Annotated in this window: 22 protein-coding genes and 1 pseudogene; 19 read left to right on the top strand and 4 right to left on the bottom strand. The window is 58.6% G+C overall.

Annotation, left to right across the window (positions count from 1 at the left end; genetic code table 11):
- The first annotated feature begins 3 nt into the window (after positions 1-3).
- The 8 genes from RBH71_RS04515 (at position 4) to chrA (ending at position 7,439) form a co-directional block, all read left to right on the top strand.
- On the top strand, positions 4-819 hold the full coding sequence (locus RBH71_RS04515) for an ABC transporter permease (protein WP_097170353.1): 816 nt from the start codon (positions 4-6) through the stop codon (positions 817-819).
- A gap of 14 nt (positions 820-833) precedes the next feature.
- Positions 834-1,592 (top strand): aspartate/glutamate racemase family protein, encoded by a 759-nt coding sequence (locus tag RBH71_RS04510; protein WP_112161462.1) that lies wholly within the window; start codon positions 834-836, stop codon positions 1,590-1,592.
- Positions 1,593-1,790: 198 nt separating this feature from the next.
- On the top strand, positions 1,791-2,336 hold the full coding sequence (locus RBH71_RS04505) for an RNA polymerase sigma factor (RefSeq protein ID WP_019566427.1): 546 nt from the start codon (positions 1,791-1,793) through the stop codon (positions 2,334-2,336).
- A 20-nt stretch (positions 2,337-2,356) separates the two neighbouring features.
- Positions 2,357-2,770, top strand: coding sequence for a hypothetical protein (locus tag RBH71_RS04500; RefSeq protein WP_323687177.1), 414 nt, complete (start codon positions 2,357-2,359; stop codon positions 2,768-2,770).
- Complete coding sequence (locus RBH71_RS04495) at positions 2,767-3,216, top strand: periplasmic heavy metal sensor (protein ID WP_003517770.1); 450 nt, start codon at positions 2,767-2,769, stop codon at positions 3,214-3,216. Before RBH71_RS04500 ends, RBH71_RS04495 begins: the two co-directional genes overlap by 4 nt.
- Before the next feature lie 76 nt (positions 3,217-3,292).
- Positions 3,293-4,810 (top strand): DUF1800 family protein, encoded by a 1,518-nt coding sequence (locus RBH71_RS04490; protein WP_323687176.1) that lies wholly within the window; start codon positions 3,293-3,295, stop codon positions 4,808-4,810.
- Between the two features lie 2 nt (positions 4,811-4,812).
- The gene (locus RBH71_RS04485) at positions 4,813-6,039 is read left to right on the top strand and encodes a DUF1501 domain-containing protein (protein ID WP_323687175.1); all 1,227 of its coding nucleotides are present in this window, start codon (positions 4,813-4,815) and stop codon (positions 6,037-6,039) included.
- Positions 6,040-6,209: 170 nt separating this feature from the next.
- Complete coding sequence (gene chrA, locus RBH71_RS04480; protein WP_035199296.1) at positions 6,210-7,439, top strand: chromate efflux transporter; 1,230 nt, start codon at positions 6,210-6,212, stop codon at positions 7,437-7,439.
- Here the strand turns inward: chrA and RBH71_RS04475 are convergent.
- Positions 7,434-8,324, bottom strand: a complete 891-nt coding sequence (locus RBH71_RS04475) for a LysR substrate-binding domain-containing protein (RefSeq protein WP_019566422.1) — start codon at positions 8,322-8,324, stop codon at positions 7,434-7,436. The two genes, chrA and RBH71_RS04475, sit on opposite strands and share 6 nt — an antisense overlap.
- A gap of 133 nt (positions 8,325-8,457) precedes the next feature.
- On the opposite strand from RBH71_RS04475, the gene ampC reads away from it, so the two are divergent.
- The 10 genes from ampC to RBH71_RS04425 all read left to right on the top strand — a co-directional run bounded on the left by ampC (position 8,458) and on the right by RBH71_RS04425 (position 20,899).
- Entirely contained in the window at positions 8,458-9,615 is a 1,158-nt protein-coding gene (gene ampC / locus RBH71_RS04470) for a class C beta-lactamase (RefSeq protein WP_323687174.1), read from the top strand.
- A gap of 191 nt (positions 9,616-9,806) precedes the next feature.
- Positions 9,807-10,619: a FadR/GntR family transcriptional regulator gene (locus RBH71_RS04465; RefSeq protein ID WP_323687173.1), complete on the top strand. Its 813-nt coding sequence runs from the start codon at positions 9,807-9,809 to the stop codon at positions 10,617-10,619.
- 78 nt (positions 10,620-10,697) lie between these two features.
- On the top strand, positions 10,698-12,206 hold the full coding sequence (locus tag RBH71_RS04460) for an ABC transporter substrate-binding protein (protein ID WP_003517755.1): 1,509 nt from the start codon (positions 10,698-10,700) through the stop codon (positions 12,204-12,206).
- A 67-nt stretch (positions 12,207-12,273) separates the two neighbouring features.
- A complete protein-coding gene (locus RBH71_RS04455; protein ID WP_003517753.1) occupies positions 12,274-13,221 on the top strand; it encodes an ABC transporter permease in 948 nt (315 codons plus the stop codon).
- An 11-nt stretch (positions 13,222-13,232) separates the two neighbouring features.
- Complete coding sequence (locus tag RBH71_RS04450) at positions 13,233-14,105, top strand: ABC transporter permease (protein ID WP_162648903.1); 873 nt, start codon at positions 13,233-13,235, stop codon at positions 14,103-14,105.
- Positions 14,106-14,127: 22 nt separating this feature from the next.
- On the top strand, positions 14,128-15,912 hold the full coding sequence (locus RBH71_RS04445; RefSeq protein ID WP_323687172.1) for a gamma-glutamyltransferase family protein: 1,785 nt from the start codon (positions 14,128-14,130) through the stop codon (positions 15,910-15,912).
- A gap of 4 nt (positions 15,913-15,916) precedes the next feature.
- Positions 15,917-17,728, top strand: a complete 1,812-nt coding sequence (locus tag RBH71_RS04440; RefSeq protein ID WP_323687171.1) for an ABC transporter ATP-binding protein — start codon at positions 15,917-15,919, stop codon at positions 17,726-17,728.
- Between the two features lie 240 nt (positions 17,729-17,968).
- The gene (locus tag RBH71_RS04435; RefSeq protein ID WP_323687170.1) at positions 17,969-19,423 is read left to right on the top strand and encodes a sensor histidine kinase; all 1,455 of its coding nucleotides are present in this window, start codon (positions 17,969-17,971) and stop codon (positions 19,421-19,423) included.
- The gene (locus RBH71_RS04430) at positions 19,420-19,857 is read left to right on the top strand and encodes a response regulator (RefSeq protein WP_003517744.1); all 438 of its coding nucleotides are present in this window, start codon (positions 19,420-19,422) and stop codon (positions 19,855-19,857) included. The genes RBH71_RS04435 and RBH71_RS04430 overlap by 4 nt, the downstream gene beginning before the upstream one ends.
- Positions 19,858-19,861: 4 nt before the next feature.
- Positions 19,862-20,899: a sensor histidine kinase gene (locus tag RBH71_RS04425; RefSeq protein WP_111842018.1), complete on the top strand. Its 1,038-nt coding sequence runs from the start codon at positions 19,862-19,864 to the stop codon at positions 20,897-20,899.
- A 210-nt stretch (positions 20,900-21,109) separates the two neighbouring features.
- On the opposite strand, the gene RBH71_RS04420 is transcribed toward RBH71_RS04425, so the two are convergent.
- Entirely contained in the window at positions 21,110-21,334 is a 225-nt protein-coding gene (locus RBH71_RS04420) for a hypothetical protein (protein WP_003517740.1), read from the bottom strand.
- Positions 21,335-21,463: 129 nt separating this feature from the next.
- Positions 21,464-21,673, bottom strand: coding sequence for a cold-shock protein (locus tag RBH71_RS04415; protein WP_323687376.1), 210 nt, complete (start codon positions 21,671-21,673; stop codon positions 21,464-21,466).
- Between the two features lie 224 nt (positions 21,674-21,897).
- Here RBH71_RS04415 and RBH71_RS04410 point away from each other — a divergent pair.
- Positions 21,898-22,103, top strand: a pseudogene (locus RBH71_RS04410) (type II toxin-antitoxin system VapC family toxin); the annotation flags it as partial.
- Between the two features lie 66 nt (positions 22,104-22,169).
- Here RBH71_RS04410 and RBH71_RS04405 read toward each other — a convergent pair.
- Positions 22,170-24,173 (bottom strand): CocE/NonD family hydrolase, encoded by a 2,004-nt coding sequence (locus RBH71_RS04405; RefSeq protein WP_003517732.1) that lies wholly within the window; start codon positions 24,171-24,173, stop codon positions 22,170-22,172.
- Between the last annotated feature and the right edge of the window lie 91 nt (positions 24,174-24,264).

The raw sequence follows: 24,264 nt of genomic DNA, 5'->3' as shown, positions 1-24,264 counted from the left end.
CCCATGCATTCGGAAAAACGCGGCCGTGAATTCTATGTCCTCGCCTTCTTTTTTCTGCTCTTCGTGCTGTTCCTCTACGGCCCGCTGTCGGCGATCCTCATCCTTGCCTTTCAGGGGCCGAATGGCGGACTGACCTTTCCACTCAACGGCGTTTCGCTGCACTGGTTCGGCAATCTTTTCGAACAGCAGGCGGTCGGCGATTTTGGCGGCTCGTTCCGCCGTTCCTTCGGGCTTGGCGTCATGGTCATGGTCGTCACGGTGCTCGTCTCGCTTTTGGCGGGTCTCGCTTTCCGGCGCAAATTCATCGGCGCGACGCCGCTATTCTATCTTTCCGTCGCAAGCCTCGTGGTGCCATCGATCATCATATCACTCGGTATCGGCGTTCTTTTCCAACAACTTGGGCTGGAACCTTCATGGTATACATCAGCATTCGGCGCGCACCTGACCTGGACGCTGCCATTCGGCGTGCTCATCATGCTGGCGGTTTTCAACCGTTTTTCTCCATCCTATGAAGAAGCCGCCCGCGATCTCGGGGCATCCGCCTGGCAGACCTTTGCCCATGTGGTGCTGCCGATGATTGCACCGAGCCTGATAGGCGTCGGCCTGTTCGGCTTTACGCTTTCCTATGACGAATTTGCCCGCACGCTGATGACGTCAGGCACCTACAACACCCTGCCACTGGAAATCTACGGCATGACCACCAACGTCACCACGCCGGTGCTTTACGCGCTCGGAGCCGTCACGACCCTTTTCTCCTTCCTGGTTATTGCGGGCACGCTTGGCCTGATCGTCACTCTGAACCGTCGCCATTCGCGTTGATGAAAAAACAGAACATGCGCATCCTCGTCATTAATCCGAATACGACGCAATCCATGACGGCGACGATCGCCGACGCGGCGACGCGGGCGGCCAGTTGCGATACGGAAATCCTGGCAGTGACCTCTTCCATGGGGCCTGTCTCCATCGAAGGATATTACGATGAGGTTTTCGCGGTACCCGGCCTGCTGCTCGAGCTTGCCAAGGCGCCGACGCTTGGTGCCACGGCAGCCGTCATCGCCTGTTTCGACGACACCGGGCTCGATGCGGCCCGCGCGCTCGCCGACATACCCGTAATTGGGATTTGCGAAGCGGCGGTTTCAGCCACGGCATTCATCGCGCAGAGGTTTACGATCGTTACGACGATGGAGCGTTCGCGGCTGCCGCTCGAACATCTCGTTCACCGTTATGGCATGTCTGCCCGCTGCAATGTGCGTGCCGCCGATATTCCCGTCCTGTCGCTGGAAGATCCGGCATCAAATGCCAGGGAGAGGCTGCGGGAAGAGATTTCACTGGCCCTGCGTCAAGATCGCGCCGAAGCGATCGTGCTTGGCTGCGCAGGTATGGCGGATCTGACCGCCGAGCTGCGCAGCGAATTCGGCGTGCCTGTTATCGATGGAGTCGCTGCGGCGGTGAAACAGGCAGAATCGCTGGTATCGATGGGGCTTTCGACCGCCAAGCGCGGCGCCTATGCCACGCCACTCGCCAAGCCCTATCGCGGATTGCTTGAAGCGTTCGGGCCGGACAGGCTTGCCGGGGTATCTGTGGACGGTTGAAACAGCCGTTCCAATGTGTTCGGGCGGTGCCGCGGTCTGCCGTAAAATGCACGCGAATATTTCCCAGAAATCGGCGACGGATTTTGCGCGGGTCTGCGTTAAAGTGGCAAGGTGCGGGACATCCTCACTGAAGCCGCCGTCATTCCGCATGGATTTCGCGCGTGTCCGACAGGACAGTACGGAGACAAAGCCCGATACATGGTAAGCGATCCGGATGCAGATTTGGTGGCGGATGTCGCTGCGGGAGATGTCCGCGCGATGCAGGCTCTGGTGACGGCCAAACTGCCGAGGATCATGGCGCTTGCCACGCGTATGCTGGGTGATCCGGCAGAGGCGGAAGACATCGCGCAGGAGACCTTCCTGCGCATATGGAAACATGCAGGCACGTGGCGGCAGGGGCGTGCGAAATTCGACACATGGATCCACCGGGTGGCGCTGAACCTCTGTTACGACCGGTTGCGAAAGCGCCGGGAAATATCGGTTGCTGAGCCGCCCGAACAGATTGACGGCAGTGTGCTGCCCGATGCCGCCCTGCCATATGATGGTGACGAGAGCGGTGCCGTGGCGCGCGCCTTGCAGGCCATACCCGCGCGACAAAGGGAGGCGATCGTTCTGGTCTATTATCAGGAGATGTCGAACCGCGAGGCGGCTGATGTCATGCATGTCAGTGTGGACGCACTGGAAAGCCTTCTGGCGCGTGGCCGCCGGGCACTCCATGCGATTTTGAATGAGGGCGACCAATGAATGGGGCGAAGAAGACGCTCATGGATAACAAGGTTTTTTCCGATCTTGTGGCGGCCTATGGTGCCGATCCACAACGCTGGCCGGAAGACCGGCGGCCGGAGGCCATGGCTTATGCGGAGACGGCAGACGGCAGGCGCCTGATTGCGCAGGCGGCGCCTCTCGATTTTACGCTGTCGGCATATCGTCTTCGCGACCCTTCGGCCATGCTCAACGCGAAGATCATTGCGCAGGCAAAGGCGCAGACCACCAGACGCAGATGGATCGTCCGGTACGGGCTGGGTGCGGGCATGATCGGCATCAGCCTTGCGGGCGCGCTGACGGGAGCGGTTGCCGTCATCAACCTCACGCCACCGCCCGCCCTGACATTGGGCGATACGTTGACCGCGTTCGGAAACCTGCAAACCGAAAACGAAATGACCGAGGAGACGAAATGAGCGATCAGAATTTCCGCTGGATAGTCGTTGTCCTTCTCGTCGCGAATACGTTTCTTGTCTGCGCGCTTGCCGGCGCAGGGTTCGTTTATCTGCGGAACGACCCGGCCGCTGCCGCTGCCCGCATGCCGCTTGCGGGCGAACAATTGCCAAAGACCGAAAGGGAGGCCTTCCGGCGCAGCCTCAGCGATGCACGCAGGACCATGCGGGAAACCTCCGCCGAGGCGCGCCAGGCGCGTATCGAGGCGGCGTCCCTGATGGGCGCGGAAACGCTTGACCCGGAGGCATTGTCCGCAGCGCTTGAGCGTGCCCGCAAGGCGGAATATGAGGTCCGCGCCGCAACCGAGATGCAGGCCGTGGAGTTCGCCCGCACATTGTCGCTAGAGGCGCGGCGCCGGCTGGCGGAAGGCTTGCTCGCCCGTGAGGCGCCGAAACCGGCCACGAAATAATCACATTTCAACAGCGACGGATTTTGGCCCTGGCGCCCGTTGAATGGTCGATAACGAAACGGAGTTCGTATCGGCCATGTCAAATTCCAGGGAATTGGATGCAGCACTCTGTCTGTGGCGTTTCGGCCTCGGCGCGCGTGAAGGCGATATCCAGGCGATCAAAGACGACCCGCGCGATCTGTTGCGGCTGGAAATTACCGAACGCGCCACATCAATTCCTGTCGGCGCACAGCTTCATTCCAGCGCCGATCTTCTGATATCGCTGATGGCGTATAACAAGGAGATCAAGGCCGAGCGTGAAAAACCTGCTGTCCTTGCCGTCGCGGCCACCACCGGCGCCGCGGGTGCGACCGCAGGGGCCATGAGCCCACCATCGCCGGCAATGGCAACTGCCGCAAACGCTATGGACAATGCGGGCATGGTGCCGCCTGCCAGTGCTTCACAGGACAAGAAGCCGGACGTGCCGGCCACCAAGCGCCCCTATTTTCCCCAGCAGATACTGCTTGCGGAGGCGGACGCCCGCTTCAACGGCACGATACGCCAGCCGCTGATCGGTTTTGGCGAGCGGTTGGCAATGTTCTGGGCCAATCACTTCGCGGTTGCCACCGGCAAGGGCGGTGATGTGCACATTCTCGCTGGCGCTTTCGAGCGTGAGGCGATCCGTCCGCATGTCTTTGGCAATTTCGAGGATATGCTGGTCGCAGTCGAGACCCACCCCGCCATGCTGTATTTTCTCGACAATCAGCAATCGATCGGACCGAATTCGCAGGCCAACAGGAACGGCAAGCGCGGGCTCAACGAAAACCTCGCGCGCGAAATCATGGAACTGCATACGCTCGGGGTGGATGGCGGCTATAGTCAGGCCGATGTTACAGCACTTGCCCGCATCATCACCGGCTGGAGCGTCTATCGCGACGAGAAGCGTCCGGGCCCGCTTGGCCGATTTTCCTTCAACGCCAACAACCATGAACCCGGCGACCATGCCGTGATGGGCATCACCTACGGTGAAGCGGGGGTAGAGCAGGGGCGGCGGGTGCTGCGCGATCTTGCGCACCATCCGTCCACCGCGCGCCATCTCGCCTACAAGCTCGTACGTCACTTCATCAGCGACCAGCCACCGCCGGAGCTGGTGGCGAAACTTGCCGCCGCCTACACCAAGAGCCACGGCGATCTTTCTGCCACCTATATGGCGCTGATCGAGGCTGAACAGTCTTGGAGCCCGGCGCTGACCAAGCTCAGACCCCCGTTAGATTTCGTGACGACCGTCATCAGGGCGAGTGGAATAGTGCCAAAACCCGAGCAGGTAATTTCCGTGCTCAACGCGTTGGGACAGCCGCTGTGGAACCCCTCCGGACCGAACGGTTTTGCCGATTTCACCGATAGCTGGGGTTCTTCCGAGGGCCTGGCGACGCGTATCGATGCCGCCAGTCTGTTCGCCCATCAGGTTGCGGGTTCAATCGATCCGCGCGACTTCGTCGCAGACCGGCTGGGGCCACTTTTGTCCGAGGAGACGAAAAAGGCCGTGCAGCGGGCTGAGAGCAAACCGCAGGGACTGACGATTGCTTTCCTTTCCCCCGAATTCCAGAGGCGTTGACCATGCTGTGTGAACATCTTTCCCCAACCCGCCGCGCTCTTCTTGGCACAGGCGGCGCGCTTTTTGCCTGGGCCTTCATGCCGCGTTTTGCTTTTGCTGCCGGCGGGCGCGACCCACGTTTCGTCACCATCATCCTGCGCGGCGCGCTCGACGGGCTGACCGCCGTGCCGCCCGTCGGCGACCCCGACTATGAGGCGCTAAGGCAACAGATCGCCATGCGCACTGAAGGCGACAATCCAGCCCTCGCGCTGGATGGTTTCTTTGCGCTCCATCCATCCCTTCGCAATTTCCAGCGGCTGTACCGGAAGGGCGAGGCAGCGGTGGTCCACGCCAGCGCCACCGGTTATCGTGACCGTTCGCATTTTGATGGCCAGGATGTGCTGGAATCTGGTTTTCCAACCCCCGGCCATGTCGAGACGGGTTGGCTGAACCGTCTGCTCGAACAGTTGCCGGCGGGTGAAACTATCAATCCAGCTACGGCCGGGCAGCGGGTGAGCGGCCTTGCCATTGGCGCCAGTGCTCCGCTTGTCATTCGCGGCAAGGCCCCGATATTGGGATGGGCGCCATCCGTTCTCAAACCCGCCGATGGCGATCTCTCTCCGCGCCTTGCCGATCTCTACGGCCAGACTGACCCGATGCTGGCGGCATTGCTTGCCGAGGGCATCGAAACCGGTAGGATCGCCTCCGGCGTCGATATCAAGGCGCGTGGTGGTCCGGGTGATCCTGTTGGCATGGAGCAGATGGCGCGGGGTGCAGCACGGCTGATTGCGCACCCGGAAGGGCCGCGCGTTGCGGCGCTGGCTTTCGAGGGTTGGGACACCCATGCCCATGAGGTCGACCGCCTTTCAAAATTGTTGAGCGGGCTGGACAATGCGCTTGCCGCCTTCGAGCAGGAGCTGGGGCCGGTCTGGAAGGATACGGCAATATTGGTCGCGACGGAATTTGGCCGTACCGCCCGTATCAACGGTACGGAAGGGACTGACCACGGAACGGCAACAACGGCCTTTCTCGCCGGCGGCAGCATCCGTGGCGGGCGTGTCATCGCCGATTGGCCCGGCCTCAAGCTCGCGCAGTTGCGGGATGGGCGGGACCTTGCGCCCACGACGGATATTCGCGCGATCATCAAGGGTCTCGCGGTCGATCATCTCGGCGCAAGCGCTGCCATGCTTGACAAGGCGGTCTTTCCCGGTTCGGAGGCCATCCGGCCCATGAAGGGACTGATCGTCTGAGGCTCGAAAAGGCGTGAAACGAAGATATGGCGCGCGTCGAACGATCCCGTTCATCGAGGACGCGCTCCAGCCTCTTCATATCCCTGTCATAATAGTGTCTGATATCGATATCGTTTTAGATACGGACATTGTGTAGACGAACAGCCGTTGCACGCTCAGGGAGCTTTTTCGTGAAGTCGTCAACGCAAACCATCCGCACTGAAGCGGCCACCCCTCGAAGCGGCACGCCCGGCGAAGTTTTTACGGCGTTCCTGAAGCTCGGGGTCACCTCCTTCGGCGGTCCCATCGCCCATCTCGGTTATTTTCGCGATGAGCTGGTCGTGCGGCGCAAATGGATCGATGAGGCGGGTTATGCCGATCTCGTGGCGCTCTGCCAGTTCTTGCCGGGGCCGGCCTCCAGCCAGGTCGGTTTTGCCCTTGGGTTGCTGCGGGCAGGGCCGCTCGGTGCGCTGGCGGCCTGGACGGCCTTCACCCTGCCATCCGCTATCCTCCTGCTTCTCTTCGCCATGGTCGCCGCGTCGATAGAAGGGCCGGTCGGTACCGGCCTGTTGCATGGCCTCAAGATCGTTGCGGTCGCCGTGGTGGCGCAGGCCGTCTGGGGCATGGCAAAGAGCCTTGCCCCAGATAGACAGCGTGCCAGCATCGCGCTCGTCGGCATCATCTGCGTCGTGTTTGTCGCGGGGGCTTTTGGCCAGATTCTGGCGCTTGCCTTGGGTGCCATTGCGGGGCTTTTCTTCTGCCGCAGCGAGGCCGCGCGTCAGGCATCCCATCTCGCATTCCGGGTGCCGAAAAGTGTCGGATACATTGCGCTTGCCACTTTCGCGCTCCTGCTGGCCTTCCTGCCGGTCTTCGCGGCGATGGCCGGCTCGCAAGGCCTCTCATTGTTCGATGCGTTCTATCGTGCCGGCGCCCTTGTCTTTGGTGGCGGCCATGTGGTGCTGCCGTTGCTCCAATCGGCAGTGGTTTCCACGGGCTGGGTGACAGAAGATGCGTTTATCGCCGGTTACGGTGCAACCCAGGCCGTTCCCGGCCCGCTGTTCACCTTCGCGGCCTACCTCGGCGCTGTGGTGGGGCCGCAGCCGAACGGGATTGCGGGAGCAGTCATTGCGCTTGTCGCGATCTTTTTGCCGGGCATGCTACTGCTCGTCGGTGCGCTGCCCTTCTGGGAGGGGTTTCGCAAGCACCTTCTGGCGCAGGCTGCCATGCGCGGCGCAAATGCCGCCGTCGTTGGCATTCTCGGGGCCGCGCTTTATGATCCGGTGTGGACAAGCGCCATCTTCATGCCGAAGGATTTTGCACTTGCGCTGACGGGTTTCATCCTGTTGACGGTGTGGAAGACGCCGCCATGGATCGTGGTGGTCATCTGCGCGATTGGTGGCGTTCTGCTCGCCCTGTCATAGGCCGTCTTGCGCAGGACCGATATTGGTAAACATCCAGTCCGAGAAGGCCTGCATGGCTGGTGTCGGCGGCTTTGATTGCAGCCTCGTCAGCCAGTAGCTGCCAAGCGATATGGTGACGGGGAAGGGCTGGACGATAGTCCCGGATGCCAGATGCCGCGAGAACATCGATGGCGGGGCGAGCGCCACGCCGAGCCCTTGCAATGCGGCCTCCATCATGCCGAGCGAGGTATCGAAAACGATGCCGGCATTCACCTGCGCCACCGGTGTTACGCCAGCCGCTGCAAACCACGTGGCCCATTCGTCAGACCTGTAGCTGCGCAACAGCGTGGCGTCCGCGAGATCAGCGGGGGATTTCAGTGTCTCCGCCAGTTTCGGCGTACAGAGAGGCGAAAGGGGCGCCTCGAAAAGCCGGAATGCATCCGTGCCATGCCAGGAGCCCTGGCCGAATCGAATGGCGAAATCCAGGCCTTCGGCGGCCATGTCCACGCGGTTGTTGTTGGTGGAAACGCGCACGTCGATGAACGGGTGCCGCTTTTGAAATTCCCTCAGCCGCGGCAGCAGCCAGCCCACGGCAAAGGTTCCCACGACGCCCAGAAACAGCAGTTCGCGCACCTGACCGGCTTCGATCCTGTCGAGCGTGATCGCCATCTGATCGAAAGAGCTGGTGACCGTCGGTAGCAGGGCTTCGCCTTCCGCGGTGATTTTCAGGCCTCTTGGAAGCCGTTGAAAAAGGGAAACCCCCAGTCGTTTTTCGAGGCCCTTCACCTGTTGGCTCACAGCCGCCTGCGTCACGCAGAGTTCTATGGCCGCGCGGGTGAAACTGAGGTGCCGCGCTGATGCCTCAAATGCCCTCAAGCCGTTCAGTGGAAGAAATTGCCGAACCATTCAAGACCTAGATTTTGTTATGCCTCGTCCGAGATATCATGATTTGTTCGTGCAATGTAGGGCGGTTAAACGTCTTTCGCTGGGGACGGCGCAGGCGCCGAAAATCCACTTGAGGTTTTGGAGAACGCGAAAGATGAAACTTAATCGCAGACATATTGCATTGGCCACATTGATCTCGACGAGCCTGTTCACGCAGACTTTTGCCGCTGATGATGCCAGGCTGAAAGCGATAACGGATGCAGCGATCAAGCCGGTGATGGAGAAGAACGGTATTCCGGGTCTGGCCGTTGGCATTAGTGTCGATGGCGAAAACCACGTCTTCACCTACGGTGTCATGTCCAAAACTACGGGCCAGCCGGTTACCCCGCAGACGCTTTTCGAGCTGGGTTCCATCAGCAAGACATTTACGGTCACGCTCAGTACCTATGCGGAGACGCACGGGAAACTGTCACTATCAGGCAAGGTCGAAGACTATCTTCCCTCAATGAAGGGCAAACCGTTTGGCGATGTCACGCTGATGCATCTTGGCACCCACACCGCCGGCGGCTTTCCGTTGCAGGTGCCGGACAATGTCAAGACGGAGCCGCAGCTTTTGGCCTATCTTAAGGCCTGGAAGCCTGCATACAAGGCGGGAACGCACAGAACCTACGCCAATCCCAGCATCGGAATGCTCGGATACGTCACCGCAAAGGCCATGGGCCAAAGCTATGACAGCGCAATGCAGGACGTACTGTTTCCGGCGCTTGGATTGAAGAGCACCTTCACCGTGGTGCCCAAGGCAAAGATGGCCGATTATGCGCAGGGTTATAAGAGAACCGGCGAACCGGCCCGCATGACGCCAGCCATTCTCTCATCGGAGGCTTACGGGGTCAGATCGACGGCGACCGACATGATCCGTTTCGTCAATGCGAATATGGGGCTGGAAAAGCTGGACGGAAAACTCCAGCAGGCGATCGCCAACACTCATACGGGATATTTCAGCGTTGGCGCGATGACGCAGGATATGATCTGGGAGCAATATGGCTACCCAGCCGCGCTGAAAACACTGATCGAAACGAACTCCGGCGCCTTGCTCAAGACGGTGCCGGTATCGGAAATTTCGCCGCCGATAAAGCCGCGTGACGATGTCTTCATCAACAAGACCGGCTCCACCAACGGTTTCGGCGCCTATGTGGCGTTCATACCGGAGCAAAAACTCGGTATCGTCATTCTGGCCAATAAAAACTATCCCAATGAGGATCGTGTTGCCGTGGCTTACGAGATTTTGAACGGACTCAAAAGCTCCGAATGATGTCAATGCTGGCTTAAACGCGTACAGGACAAGGGTGGCATTTCGGTCGTAATTCATTTGCTCGCCTGCATTGTCATCCTTGCCTTGAAAGCATGCATTTCCGACCCTGAAAATCGGCGTATGCCCATATTTTGAGCGCTTGTAATCAAGGCTCAAAAATGGGCTTGACGTCTGTCGAAATTTCTCACCAAATGAACCAATGTTCGATTGGTTCACACAAATGGTGCGGCTTGGCGACAAACCCTAACGACAATTCAAACTACGCTCTGGCGAAGCTGCGCGAGTACATTCAGACAAAGAATCTCGCGAATGACGGCCGTCTGCCGACGGAGCGGGCATTTGCCGAGACCTTCAATGTCGGCCGCCGGTCAATCCGCCGTGCTCTGGAGGTTTTGGAGGCCGAGGGTCTTATCTGGCGTCGCCAGGGGGCCGGAACCTTTGTGGGTGAAAAGCCGGACGATTGGTCCACCCAGGTGACCGAAATGGTCGCCAGCACCGATATCATGGAAATCATGGAAGTCCGCCTGCGCATCGAACCGCAACTGGCGCAGCTTGCAGCGATGCGCGCCAAGCCCGCCGAGGTGGAGCGCATGCGCGCGCTCGTCAAGAAGACCGGCGAAAGCACGGATGCCGATGCCAAGGAATTGTGGGACGGCTCGCTCCACCGCCAGATAGCCCAGAGTGCTGGCAACAAACTGTTCCTGTCGATCTTCGATGTCGTGAACCGTATTCGCCAGGACGATGCCTGGCAGTCGATCCGCGAACTTGCCCGGCGCAGTGGCACGAATGGCAAGGCGTCTTTCGAACAGCATGTCGCCATCGTCGATGCCATTGCCGATCGCGATCCGGCGCGTGCCGGAGAGGCGATGCGCCAGCACCTTCTCATGCATCAGGAACGATTGATCCGCGCCACTTCGCTCGGGTTTCAGGAGGAGAGCGCTGCGGAAGACCGTGCGGCGAAGAGCATCAACGAAGCCGACAGTCCGCTTACCCCGGCCTCATAGGCCGCGGACGAAAACCCGCCGGGCCTTCGGGGCCGGCCAATGACAAAAGTCAAAGAAAACCAGACCAGAGGATCGAACATGAAGAAAATCTACACACTGACTGCGGCGCTGTTGGCAAGCGCGTTTCTGACCGCACCAGCCATGGCTTCCGAATTGCGCATCGGCCTTAACGATGACGCGGACGTGCTTGATCCCGCGCAATCGCGCACCTTCGTCGGCCGTATCGTCTACACCTCCATGTGCGACAAGCTGGTGGATATCTCGCAGGACATGAAGATCGTTCCCCAGCTTGCCACCGAATGGGCCTGGTCCGAGGGTGGCAAGGTGCTGACGATGAAAATTCGCGACGGCGTGAAGTTCCACGACGGCGAGACGCTGGATGCGGCCGCCGTCGTCGCCACCATCGAGCGCAACATGACCCTTCCGGAATCCCGCCGCAAGAGTGAGTTGTCCTCGGTTGAAAAGGTTGAGGCCACCGGGCCGCTGGAAGTCAAGTTCACGCTGAAGACGCCCGATGTCACGCTGCTTGCCCAGCTTTCAGATCGCGCGGGCATGATCGTCGCGCCGAAGGCCGCCAAGGAACTGGGCGCGAATTTCGGCTCCAAGCCGGTTTGCGCCGGACCGTTCAAATTCGTCGAGCGCATCCAGCAGGACCGTATCGTCCTCGAAAAATTCGCGGATTATTGGGACAAAGACAAGATCAAGGTCGACAGGATCGTCTACCTGCCAATTCCCGATACAACTGTGAAGCTTGCAAACCTCCGCTCTGGCGATCTCGACATTGCCGAACGTATCTCGGCGTCCGATGCGGAATCCGTCAAGAATGACCCCAAATTGACCTATGCGGACGTGATCGGTCCGGGCTACATGGCCATGTATGTCAACATCAACAACGGCGCGCGCGCTGACAATCCGCTCGGCAAGGACAAGCGCCTGCGTCAGGCCTTCTCCTATGCGATTGACCGCGAAGCGATCGGCCAGATCGTGTTTGAGGGTACGTCCAAGGCCGGCAATCAGTCATTCCCGCCGACAAGCCCATGGTTCAACCAGAACCTGCCGGTGCCGCCACGCGATATCGACAAGGCCAAGCAGTTGATGAAGGAGGCTGGCTACGAGAAGCTCGATATCGAACTTCAGCACGCCAACAACACCACGCAGACGCAGATGATGCAGGTGATCCAGTCCATGGTGGCGGAGGCTGGCTTCAACGTTACGCTGAAGGCCACCGAATTTGCGACGCTTCTTTCCGAACAGACCGCCGGCAACTATCAGCTCAGCCGTTCCGACTGGTCTGGTCGTATCGATCCCGATGGCAATCTTCACCAGTTCGTCACCTGCAAGGGCGGCATCAACGATGTGAAATATTGTAATCCTGAAGTCGACAAGCTGCTGAACGAAGCACGCGCCTCGACTGAAGATGCGGTCCGCAAGGAGAAATACGATGCGGCAAGCGTCATCCTAAACGACGACATGCCGATCATCTATCTCGGCCACCAGCCCTATGCCTATGCCATTTCCAAGAAGGTCAAGGGCTGGGAGCCTTCGCCTGATGGCATGATCCGCCTTCTCGGCGTCAGCAAGGACTAAGCGCTTCAAATCCGCCGCACGGCTTGCCGTGCGGCCCTCCAGAACGTGCACGAACGGGGGCAATGCCATGCCTGTCTATATCGGCAAGCGACTGCTGGTCGCGATCCCGACGCTTTTGATCATCTCCATCTTCGTCTTCTCGCTGCAGAAACTGTTGCCGGGTGATCCGGTTCTCGCCATGGCGGGTGAGGAGCGTGATCCGGCGACGATTGAATTCCTGCGGGAGAAGTATCGCCTGAACGACCCGGTACCGCTTCAGTACATCAACTGGCTGGGCGGCGTGGTGACCGGCGATTTCGGTATTTCGCTGAGGACCAACCAGCCGGTGCTGGAACTGATCGGCCAGAAGCTGCCGGTCACCATCCAGCTGGCTGTGATGGCGATGTTCTTTGCGATGGTCATCGGTATTCCGATCGGCATTCTGGCCGCCGTCAAGAAAAACACATGGATCGACTACACCGCCAATATCGTGGCGCTTTCCGGCCTGTCGATCCCGAATTTCTGGCTCGGTATCATGCTTATTCTGCTGGTTTCAGTGAAGCTCGGCTGGCTGCCGGCATCCGGATATGAATCGATATTCGTCGACCCCGTTCGCTCCATCGAGACGATGATCATGCCCGCCTTCGTGCTCGGCAATGCGCTTGCGGCAACGTTGATGCGCCACACGCGTTCGGCAATGGTTGCGGTTTTGAGTTCAGACTATATCCGCACCGCCCGCGCCAAGGGGCTTTCGCCGCGCGAAATCATCCTGTCGCACAGTTTTCGCAATGCGCTTCTGCCCGTGATCACGCTGTTGGCACTGCTTTTCGGTGAGTTGCTGGCCGGTGCGGTTCTGACGGAGCAGATATTCACCATTCCCGGCTTCGGCAAGATGACCGTCGATGCGGTCTTCACCCGCGATTACGCCGTCGTCCAGGGCATCGTGCTCTGCACCGCGGTCGGCTTCATCCTCATGAACCTGCTGGCGGACATTGCCTATGTCCTGCTTAACCCTCGCCTCAAGGCGACGATCTGAGGCCTGATATCATGACCGCTCTCGATCAAAACCTGTCCGTACCGGTGCCGCGGCAGGAAAGCCGCGCCTGGAAGAAAATGAAGCGCAACAAATCGGCGCTGGCCGGTCTGATTATCGTGCTTTTCTTCACGGTACTTGCCGTTGCAGCACCGATCCTGCCGATTTCTGACCCTATCGCGACCAGCTGGTCGGCCATCCGCAAGGCGCCGTCCGCCGCCCACTGGCTCGGCACCGACGATCTTGGCCGTGATATCCTTTCGCGCATGATTTATGGCGCGCGCGCCTCGCTGATGGCGGGTGTTGTCTCCGTCATGATCGCGGTGGTCATCGGCGTACCCTTCGGGTTGATCGCCGGTTATTTCGGTGGCTGGGTGGATATGGTCATATCGCGCATCACCGAAGCGCTGTTGGCTATGCCGTTCCTCATCATGGCAATTGCCCTTGCGGCCTTCCTCGGCCCGAGCCTTACCAACGCGATGATCGCCATCGGGCTTTCCGCCATGCCGATTTTCGTTCGGTTGACCCGTGGTCAGGTGCTGGCGGTCAAGATGGAAGATTATGTCGAGGGGGCAAGGTCGATTGGCCTCAACCACTTCGACATCATGACACGATACATCCTGCCAAATGTCTTTGCTCCCATCATCGTGCAGGCGACCTTGACGGTTGCGACCGCCATCATTGCGGAAGCGAGCCTTTCCTTCCTCGGCCTTGGCCAGCAGGCACCGGCGCCGTCGTGGGGTTCCATGCTGAACACCGCGAAGAACTTTCTGAGCCAGGCGCCGTGGATGACGATGTGGCCCGGCATTGCAATTTTCCTCGTCGTCATAGGCTTCAATCTCCTGGGCGATGGCCTTCGTGATGCGCTCGATCCGCGCGAAGCATGATTTCTCATAAGGAACTGACTGAATGACCGAATTTACCACACGCCCCGAGATCCTTGGCACATTCGGCGTCGTCACCTCGACGCACTGGATCGCATCGGCCGTGGGCATGGCAATCCTCGAAAAGGGAGGTAACGCCTTCGACGCAGCGATTGCCACCGGCTTCGTGCTGCAGATCGTCGAACCGCATCTCTGTGGCCCCGGCGGCGACATGCCTGCCGTCTTTTATTCAAAGAAGAAGGACAAGGTCGAAGTCATCTGCGCGCAGGGGCCTGCTCCGAGTGGCGCGACCATCGAGCACTATACCTCGGAGGGGCTTAAGCTGATCCCCGGCGATGGTCTGCTTGCAACCGTCATTCCCGGAGCCTTCGATGGCTGGATGCTGATGCTGCGCGACTACGGCACGATGAGCGTGCGCGAGGTGCTGGAACCGGCCATCTATTATGCCGAATACGGACATCCGACCCTGCCGCGCGTTTCCGCCACCATCAAGGGGCTTGCAGAATTCTTCGAGAAGGAATGGCCGACATCCTATGAGACCTGGCTGCCGGGTGGTGCCGCACCCGAGCCGCACGCCCTTTTCAGGAATCCTGTACTTGCGGAAACCTACAAGCGGATCGTCACTGAATCCGAAGCGCGTTCGGGTCGCGAAAACCAGATTGAAGCTGCACGCGACGCTTTCTATCGGGGTTTCGTAGCGGAAGCCATCGACACTTACGTCAAGACCGCTGAAGTCATGGATGCAAGCGGCACCAAGCACAAGGGCGTGTTGACGGCGCAGGATATGGCGGACTGGAGCGCGACCATCGAGGCGCCGCAGACGCTTGATTATCATGACTGGACGATTGCAAAGACGCCTGCCTGGGGGCAGGGACCGGTTTTGTTGCAGTCGCTCGCCCTGTTGAACGGCTTCGATCTTGCGGCCATGGACCCGTCCGGCCCCGATTTCATCCACACCATCGTTGAGGCCATGAAGCTCGCCTTTGCCGACCGTGAGGTCTATTACGGCGATCCTGATTTCGGCCAGATTCCGACGGAATATCTTCTCTCTGAAGGCTACAATGCCGGGCGTCGTAAACTGATTGGCACCGAGGCATCCCTCGATCTGCGTCCCGGCATCGTGCCGGGTTACGAGAAGCAGGTGGACGCCACCATGGCCATGCTCGCCGAAATGAGCGGCAAGGGCACCGTCTACGAGCCTACCATGTCGCATCTTACAGAAAAACGCGGCGATACCGTGCATATCGATGTCATAGACCGCTGGGGCAACATGGTCTCAACCACGCCGTCCGGCGGCTGGCTGCAATCATCGCCAATCGTTCCGGGATTGGGCTTTGCGCTCAATTCCCGCGCCCAGATGTTCTGGTTGAAGGAAGGCCTGCCGACCTCGCTTGCACCGGGAAAACGCCCGCGCACCACGTTGACACCCTCGCTCGCGCTGCATCGGGGACGCCCTTCCATGGTGTTCGGTACTCCGGGCGGCGATCAGCAGGATCAGTGGCAGCTGCCCTTCTTCCTGCGTTATGCGCATCACGGCAAGAACCTGCAGGCGGCCATCGACATGCCGCTGTTCCATACCTCGCATTTTCCGGGCTCGTTTTATCCGCGCACCAGTTCGCCGGCCGAGATCATGGTGGAAAGCACCGTGGGTGATATCACGCTGCAGGAGCTTCGCCGCCGCGGACACAAGGTCACCGTTGCCGATGCGTGGTCGGTGGGGCGCCTGACTGCCGCAAAGCGGGATGCCGATGGCCTGCTGCGGGCCGCCGCAACCCCGCGACTGATGCAGGCCTATGCTGTGGGACGATGACATCATGAATACGACACCTGTTCTCTCCGTTAGAAACCTGACCACTTCTTTTCTCGTCGATGATGCTTGGAAGAGCGTCGTCCGTAACGTCTCCTTCGATGTCGCTCCGGGCGAAACCGTCGCGATTGTCGGTGAGTCCGGTTCGGGAAAGTCCGTCACCTCGCTGTCCATCATGCGCCTGCTTAGCCCCGCTTTCAGCCGGATTGAGGGTGAAGTTCTCTTGAGCGGGCGCAATCTTCTGGCGCTTTCCGAGAAGGACATGCGGGGCGTGCGGGGCAACGACGTCTCGATGATATTTCAGGAGCCTATGACGTCGCTCAATCCGATCTTCACGATCGGCCGCCAGATTTCCGAGGTCCTCATCCGGCACAAGGGCTTTTCGAAGCAGCAGGCAAGGGCGGAGACGGTCCGGCTTCTCGAAAAGGTTCGTATTCCCAACGCGGCCGGTCGCTTCGACGAGTATCCGCATCAGTTTTCCGGTGGCATGCGCCAGCGCGTGATGATCGCAATGGCGCTCGCTTCCCGGCCGAAACTGCTGATCGCCGATGAACCGACGACCGCGCTCGACGTCACCATTCAGGGCCAGATTCTCGATCTGATCAAACTGCTTCAGGAAGAGGAGGGCATGTCGGTCCTCTTCATTACTCATGATATGGGCGTCGTGGCGGAGATCGCCGACCGCACCATTGTCATGTTCCGCGGCGATGAGGTCGAGACCGGACCGACCGGGGATATATTCCAGCGCGGCAAGCATCCCTATACGCGGGCGCTGCTTTCGGCGGTGCCGAAGCTCGGCTCGATGCGCGACCGGCAGTGGCCGACGCGCTTTCCGGTCCTCGACATGAAAACCGGCTTGTCGACCGAGCCGGTAGAAGTGGCCGAAACGGTTGCGAGCGGACAGACACCTGTCCTGTCGGTCAAGAACCTCGTGACGCGCTTTCCCATCCGCTCCGGCCTTTTGGCCCGGCAGACGGGTGCGGTCCACGCGGTCGAAAACGTCTCCTTCGATCTGTTTCAGGGGGAGACGCTTGCACTGGTCGGCGAGTCCGGTTGCGGAAAGTCGACGACCGGCCGCTCGATCATGCGTCTTGTCGAACCGACGGCCGGCGAGGTTTCGCTCGATGGTTACGATGTGATGCGGCTCGATACCGTCGGCCTGCGCAATATGCGTAAGTCCGTACAGATGATCTTTCAGGATCCGTTCTCGTCGCTCAATCCGCGCATGACGGTGGGTACGGCGATTTCCGAACCCTTCATCAAGCACAAACTGGGCACCACGAAGCAGGCGAAGGAAAAGACTGCCGACCTCCTCGAAAAGGTTGGTCTAACCGCCGACATGGCGAGCCGCTATCCTCACGAATTTTCCGGCGGCCAGCGCCAGCGCATCGCGATTGCCCGTGCGCTTGCCCTCGATCCGAAGGTCATTGTTGCCGACGAAAGCGTGTCGGCTCTCGATGTTTCGATCAAGGCGCAGGTCTGCAACCTGCTCCTCGACCTGCAACAGAGCCTCAATCTCGCCTTCCTCTTCATCTCCCACGATATGGCGGTGGTGGAGCGTGTCAGCCATCGCGTCGCGGTGATGTATCTCGGTGAGATTGTGGAGATCGGTCCGCGCGCTGCTGTTTTCGACAATCCGCAACATGCCTACACGAAGAAACTTATGTCGGCAGTGCCGGTACCCGATCCGGCGCGACGCGGAATAAAGCGCGGTATATCCAACGATGAACTGAAAAGCCCGATTCGGCCGATGGGATTTCAAACGCCGACGCGAAACTACAAAACCGTTTCCCCGGGCCATCTGGTTCAGGTTGTTTAAGGCAATTCTGGCATTCCGCATTGAAAAACCGTGAAGTTTCGCACCGCTATCCGCTTTTCTGAGCGGAATATCTTTTACAGCCTTGCTCAACGCGCGTCGTCAAAAGTGGTTCCCATATGAATCGAAAATAAAACGTTCGATTCAATGCGCCGCATATTCTAGTTTGCGCGCGAATGAGGTGCATGCCGGGAATTTTCAACTGTGATTAGTTTTTCGCCTTTTGCTCAGCGAAGTCTGTTTATGCTCGCTGTGGGTGTTGCAATATTGACCGGAATGGTCGCCACTTCGCTGTGGCTAGTGCAGGTGAACAACCGGTACTCGCAAGAAACAGCCGAGTTGCGCCGTGTTCGGGCAGCCATTCTCGATATCCTGACGTCGATGCAGGACATTGAAACGGGGCAGAGGGGTTATCTGCTGACCAACAACATCGAGTATCTGGGCCCTTATCAGGAGGCCTTGAGCCTGTTGCCGCAGAGGCAGTCCAGACTTCTCGAAGTGCTGAAGGACCAGAAGCAATACGAGCAGGATCTGACGGATCTCGGTAATGCCGTCGCCAACAAGCTGGCTGAAACCCAGGAAACCATCGATCTGCAAAAGGCAGGACGCATCACCGAGGCAGTCGAGGTCGTCCGTGAGAATGACGGCAAACGGTTCATGAACGAAATCAGGGCGATCTTGTCGAAGCTGCAATCGCAGACCGACGATCGGCTACGCATCATCGTCGGAGACCAACTTGGCGCCGCCAATACATTGCAATGGGTAACGCTCGGCGGCACGCTGGCGATCCTGCTTGTTGTCGGCGGTTCAATCTTTCTGGTTTTCACATATATCCGTGCGTTGAACCGGTCTCGGGAAGATGTTGACGAGCTAAATCGCCATCTGGAGGAGCGGGTTCAGGAAAGAACCCGTGATCTTCGCAGCGCCAATCAGGAAATTCAGCGCTTCGCCTATATCGTCACGCATGATTTGCGTGCGCCGCTCGTCAATATCATGGGGTTCCTCTCGGAATTCGATACGTCCCTGAAGCCGGTCACCGCCTATGTGCTCGCAGACGGCAAAATGCCTTCCGACGACGTGGTTCGGGATGCCAGACTGGCTGTCGAGGAAGATCTTCCCGAGGCGATCAGTTTCATCCGCTCTTCGACACGCAAGATGGACCAGCTGATCAATGCGATCTTGAAGATATCGCGCGATGGTCAGCGAAAGCTGCAGCCGGAAAAAGTCGACATAGAGACATTGCTGTCATCGCTCTCCGAGACGGTTCGTCACCAGATCAATGCCAATGGCGGCGAGATCAGTGTCGAGACATCAAAGCTGACAGTCGTGACGGATCGTATCTCTCTCGACCAAATCCTTGGCAATCTTTTCGACAATGCGGTGAAATACCAGATGCCGGGACGACCGCTGCGATTGACTGCCCGTGCTTATCCGTCCGGGCGGGGTGCCATCAGCATCGAAGTCAGCGACAACGGGCGCGGCATTGGCGAGCATGATCTGGAACGGGTGTTCGAACTCTTTCGCCGCGCCGGTGATCAGGATCAGCCGGGGGAAGGCATCGGCCTTGCCCATGTTCGGTCGCTAATAAGAAGTTTAGGAGGAGACATTAAGGTGAGTTCCGAACTTGGCAAAGGCAGTACATTTACGTTGCTGCTGCCGAGCGATCTCAGAAAAGTGACGAAAGAAGGCGAAAAATGAAGGCAACCGGTCAAGAGGTAACGATCATTATGATCGAGGATGACGAAGGTCATGCTCGGCTGATCGAGAAGAACGTACGTCGCGCAGGTGTGAACAACGAGATCATGCCCTTTACGCTCGGTGCAAAGGCACTCGACTACATCCTCGGTGAAAACCGCGATGGCGTTGTCAGCAAAGATCGATATCTTCTCGTTTTGCTCGATCTTAACCTCCCTGATATGTCGGGTATCCGAATTCTCGAGGAGATCAAGAGTAACGAATATACGCGCCGTTTGCCGGTGGTCGTTTTGACGACGACGGATGACGAAACCGAGATTCAGAAATGTTATGACCTTGGTGCAAATGTCTATATAACCAAGCCGGTCGACTACGAAGGCTTTGCGAGTGCGATAAAGAACCTCGGCCTGTTCTTCTCCGTAATTCAAGTACCTTGAAGGCATGATGGCATTGCGCGTTTTGTATGTTGATGATGATCCGGCTCTGGCGCGGCTTTCCAGCCGGATCCTTGGTCGTCACGGAATGGAGGTGGTCCATGCCGCATCCGTGGCGTCCGGGCTCAAGATGTTTCAAGACGAGCAGTTCGATATCGTCGTTCTGGACCATTACTTCCAGACATCGACGGGAATGGAGTTCCTTGCCGCGATTCAGTCCTTGCCGCGGCGGGTTCCCGTTCTTTATGTAACGGGATCGAACGAAGCCCAGATCGCGATCGACGCCCTCAAGGCGGGTGCCGCCGACTACGTCATAAAGAATGTCGGTGACGACTTTTTCCCGCTGTTGCTTACGGCTATCGATCAGTCGCTGGAAAACCATCGTCTGCGTCAGACGAAGGAGGAATCCGACCGGTTACTGGTGAAGGCCAAGGAACATGCGGAAATGATGGTGAAGGAGATGAACCATCGGGTCGCCAACAGCCTCTCGCTGGTATCCGCCATGATCCGCCTGCAGATAAACACCATCAAGTCTGAGGAAGCCGAAGTCGCATTGCTGGAAACCCAAAGCAGGATTTCGGCGATCGCCGGCGTTCACCGCAGCCTTTACAATACCGACAATATAGGTCTGGTATCGCTCAATTCGTACCTGACGTCGATCATCGATGGGTTGTTTCAGGCGGTTCCAGGATCTTCGTCCATTACCGTCGAAACATCGCTTTGTGACATCAGCCTCAAGGCAGACCATGCCGTAGCTCTGGGTGTCATCATTACCGAGCTGCTGACCAACGCGCTGAAGTACGCTTATCCAGATCAATCCGGCACGGTTCGCGTCGGACTTTCGGAAGAAAATCGGCAATTTGTTCTCGTTGTCGAAGATGATGGTGTCGGTTCAAAGCCCGGCGCATCTCCGCGTGGAACTGGCCTCGGAACAAAGCTGATTATGGCAATGGCTCAGAACATTGGTGCTCGCGTCGAGCAAACGCATACGCACCCGGAACAGGCCAAGGGAACGCGTTACACGATGACCTGGAGCGAGACGTAATCGCCGATAGCTTCGGTTTTTAAATATAATTCCAATTTAGTGATTTAATATAACTGGCGCCGCGCTTGGGCAGCTGGAACGTAAGCTTGCCTGGGAGTTGACAGGCATGCAACAGCTCAAGGCCCGGCGTCTGTATATACCGGGATGGTCAGGAAGCCGTCTGATGCGAATTGGCTTCAGGCACCGGTTCTGACGATGCCGTCAAAACCATCATCGTGCACGGGCACGCTTGGCAAGAAGAGCGGATGTCGCAGAAATGCGATCAGACTGTTCCTTTGCAAGACGTGCTTCCCGAAGCCGCAAGGTCTTGGCGTCGCGGGATTGCGTGATCGAATCAAGCTCGTCGAGCGCTTTGTCCTTTGCGAAGAACGGCGTCTGGATGTTGCTGAAGGCAACCTCGGCCTTCTGGCGCGAGATACTGTATTTTTCTGTCATGGGTGTTCCGGTGATAAGGCTCGGCATGCGAGCGGAAAACAAAAGGCCAGGCAATTTGCCTGGCCTTGATTGGTTCGGGGTGCTTCCGGCAGTGCCAGTACATCCGTGGTCAAAGGGAAGCAAAACCCGTTAGGCAGCCTGCAGATTGCAGGCCGACATTTTGCCGGACTTGTTGTCGCGTTCCAGGTCGAAGCCGATCTTCTGGCCTTCGACGAGTTCGCGCATACCAGCCCGCTCAACGGCGGAGATATGAACGAAGGCATCTGTGCCGCCGTTGTCAGGCTGAATGAAGCCGAAGCCTTTACTGGAATTAAACCATTTAACTGTGCCAGTGGTCATGATGAACCCTTTCATAGCGATAGAGGACCCACAGCACTAAAAAGCGCTGCGAACATTGATAGCGATTTTGAAAGGAAAGGTTCGTTCAGAACGCGGTGCCAATCGCGCAACAAGCAAAGCTAAGCAAGCAAATTCGATGGTTCGTTATAGCGTGCTTGCACGGTTGCGTCAACTATTAGTTTTTCTAATTTTTGCGTCTCGACAAAAAGTTGTGCTTGGCCATCCCTTTTACTCGCTCTGCATTGTTTTTAGCGGGAAGGTCTTCACGCAGTATCGCCGTGTGGGCGGATCCCGCACAGGAGTTTTGCCAGACTTTTTTATTGGGGCTCATGCCGCGGTTCAAGGTCTCCCGCTTCTGACACGAGACGTAGGCCGATATCGATCCTATTTCCCAACCGTGACATTGATCGCTCCTGAACAGGAAAGCTGACAGATACGGTACCGAGACAATGGCATGTTTTAGGCCCCCGCAAATAGCTGCAGGGGCCATGCAACATCAGATGAGGTCGCGTTTGTAGCGCTCAACCCACTTCCGGGTTTTGACGAGGCTGCCATTTTCGAGTGCCGAAAGTTCTCCGGTCAGGTAGAAATTCTCCCTGTCGGAGCGCATCTCGGTGCGGCTCTCGATCTTGATGCGCCACCCATCGCGGCCAATTTCATATGTCTGGGTGAGGACGTATTTCGCGGAGAGGGGATCTCCGTCGCGAATGGTCAATTCACGCCGCAGGCTATGGCTGAGTTCGGTGTCGATGTCGTCAAACCGCAACACGCCCTCGCCGAACAAGCCGCCCACGCCTTCCGTGACATAGGTGTTGATACCCGTCTCATGGTCCTGTTCGGTCCAGCGGCGGACCGTGCCGGGATCGACCTGCGTCATGGGTGTCGATGGGCCGTGGGCAGGGGCCTCGAAACGCACAGGCTTGTCGTCACCGGTGGCACGCACGGGCAGGTCAAGCGCGCTTTCTGCAACGGAAACGCTGATCGTCGCATCGTAAGGCGATGTCCATACCATCGGCCAGTAGGCCGTAGCGATGGCGAGTTGCAGCCGGTGCCCTTTGGCAAAACGATAACCGCAGTCATTGAGCTTAATTGCGACATCGTAAAATTTGCCGGGTTCCAACGCTTCCGGATTTTCGTGGCTATCGCGGTGGGTCAGGTTGAAAACCTGATAACTGACACGTGTGACACGGCCATCCGGCAAGACGTCGTTGAGGCGCAGTGAAATCTGCGCGACAGGGCAATCTGCGGCAATGCGCAGACGCGCTACCGGCGCACCGAGAATATCGAAATCCTCTTCCATCAAGGCGGTTTCGAAAACGAGCGCGCCACCGTTGTCGAGCCGCTGATCGGTTGGATGTTCGCCGGGGCATCCGGTCGCCATCCATTCCCCGCCCGCCTTGCCGTGGCTTTGCGGCGAACGAATGCTGAGAATTGCCGGTTCGCCTGCCGTATCGCGCAGTTCCTTCGCTGCACCGGGGTAAAGTGAGCGAGTTGCGATTTCAGGCGAAGGCCATGTCGCTTCACCCACCCAGCGGCCTTGCGTCGTCGTGCGCGTACCGGTCGGTTCGATCGTGTCGCTGACGAAGGCGCGCAGCATCGGCTCGTCCATGACGCCGGTGTCCTTGCCTTTCAGCCAATGGTCCCACCAGCGCGTTGCTTCCTGCAGGAAGCCAATTGCGGGACCGGGAACACCATCTTGGGGGTAGATATGGCCCCACGGACCGATGATGCCGCGACGCGGGACCTGAAGGTTCTCCAGAAGCCGCGGGACGGCATTGGTATAGCTGTCCGCCCATGCGCCGATGGCAAGGACCGGGCATTCAATGGCGCTCCAGTCTTCGCAGACCGAGCCGTGTTTCCAGTAATCGTCGTAACGTTGGTGTTCCAGCCAGAGTGCGGGAAAGAAGGGGAGCTTCTCCAGGCGCTCGATCCAGCTGTCGCGCCACGTGTCGCCAACGATCTCCGGATCAAGCGGACGGCTCTGATAAGCAAGCATGATGGTGCCCCACCACAGATTGTCGTTCAGCAGCAGGCCGCCCATGTAGTGAATGTCGTCGGTATAACGGTTGTCCGTCGAATAGGCGGTGATGACAGCTTTCAGTGCCGGCGGACGGCGGGCGGCCACCTGCAGGCCGTTGAAGCCGCCCCAGCTCTTGCCCATCATGCCGACATTGCCGCTGCACCACGGCTGGCGGGAAATCCAGTCAATCACCTCGAGTGCGTCGTCCTGTTCCTGCTTCAGATATTCGTCTGCCATGTGGCCATCGGATTCGCCGGTGCCGCGCATGTCCACGCGAATTGCGGCATATCCCTGGCTGGCAAAATAGCCGTGCATCGGCTCGTCGCGCCCGCGGGTTCCGTCTCGCTTGCGATAGGGAATATACTCGAGAATGGCGGGAACCGGCGATTGTTCCGCGCCCTCCGGCAGCCAAAGGCGAGCACCAAGGCGTACGCCATCGCTCATGGGAATCCAGATATGTTCTTCAACACGTATTGTCATTTGGGGTATTCCAGTCGGGTCATTTGAAGCGGGCATCGCTTTGCCGGGAGACAACAATGAAAGAATGCGAGGCGGCTCCCATCAAAGAGTG

Origin of the sequence: Rhizobium sp. AN68, assembly GCF_030758035.1 — a bacterium.
Classification (GTDB): domain Bacteria; phylum Pseudomonadota; class Alphaproteobacteria; order Rhizobiales; family Rhizobiaceae; genus Agrobacterium; species Agrobacterium tumefaciens.
The sequence above is the reverse complement of the archived record's forward strand: the minus strand, read 5'-3'. Positions and strand labels throughout refer to the sequence as shown.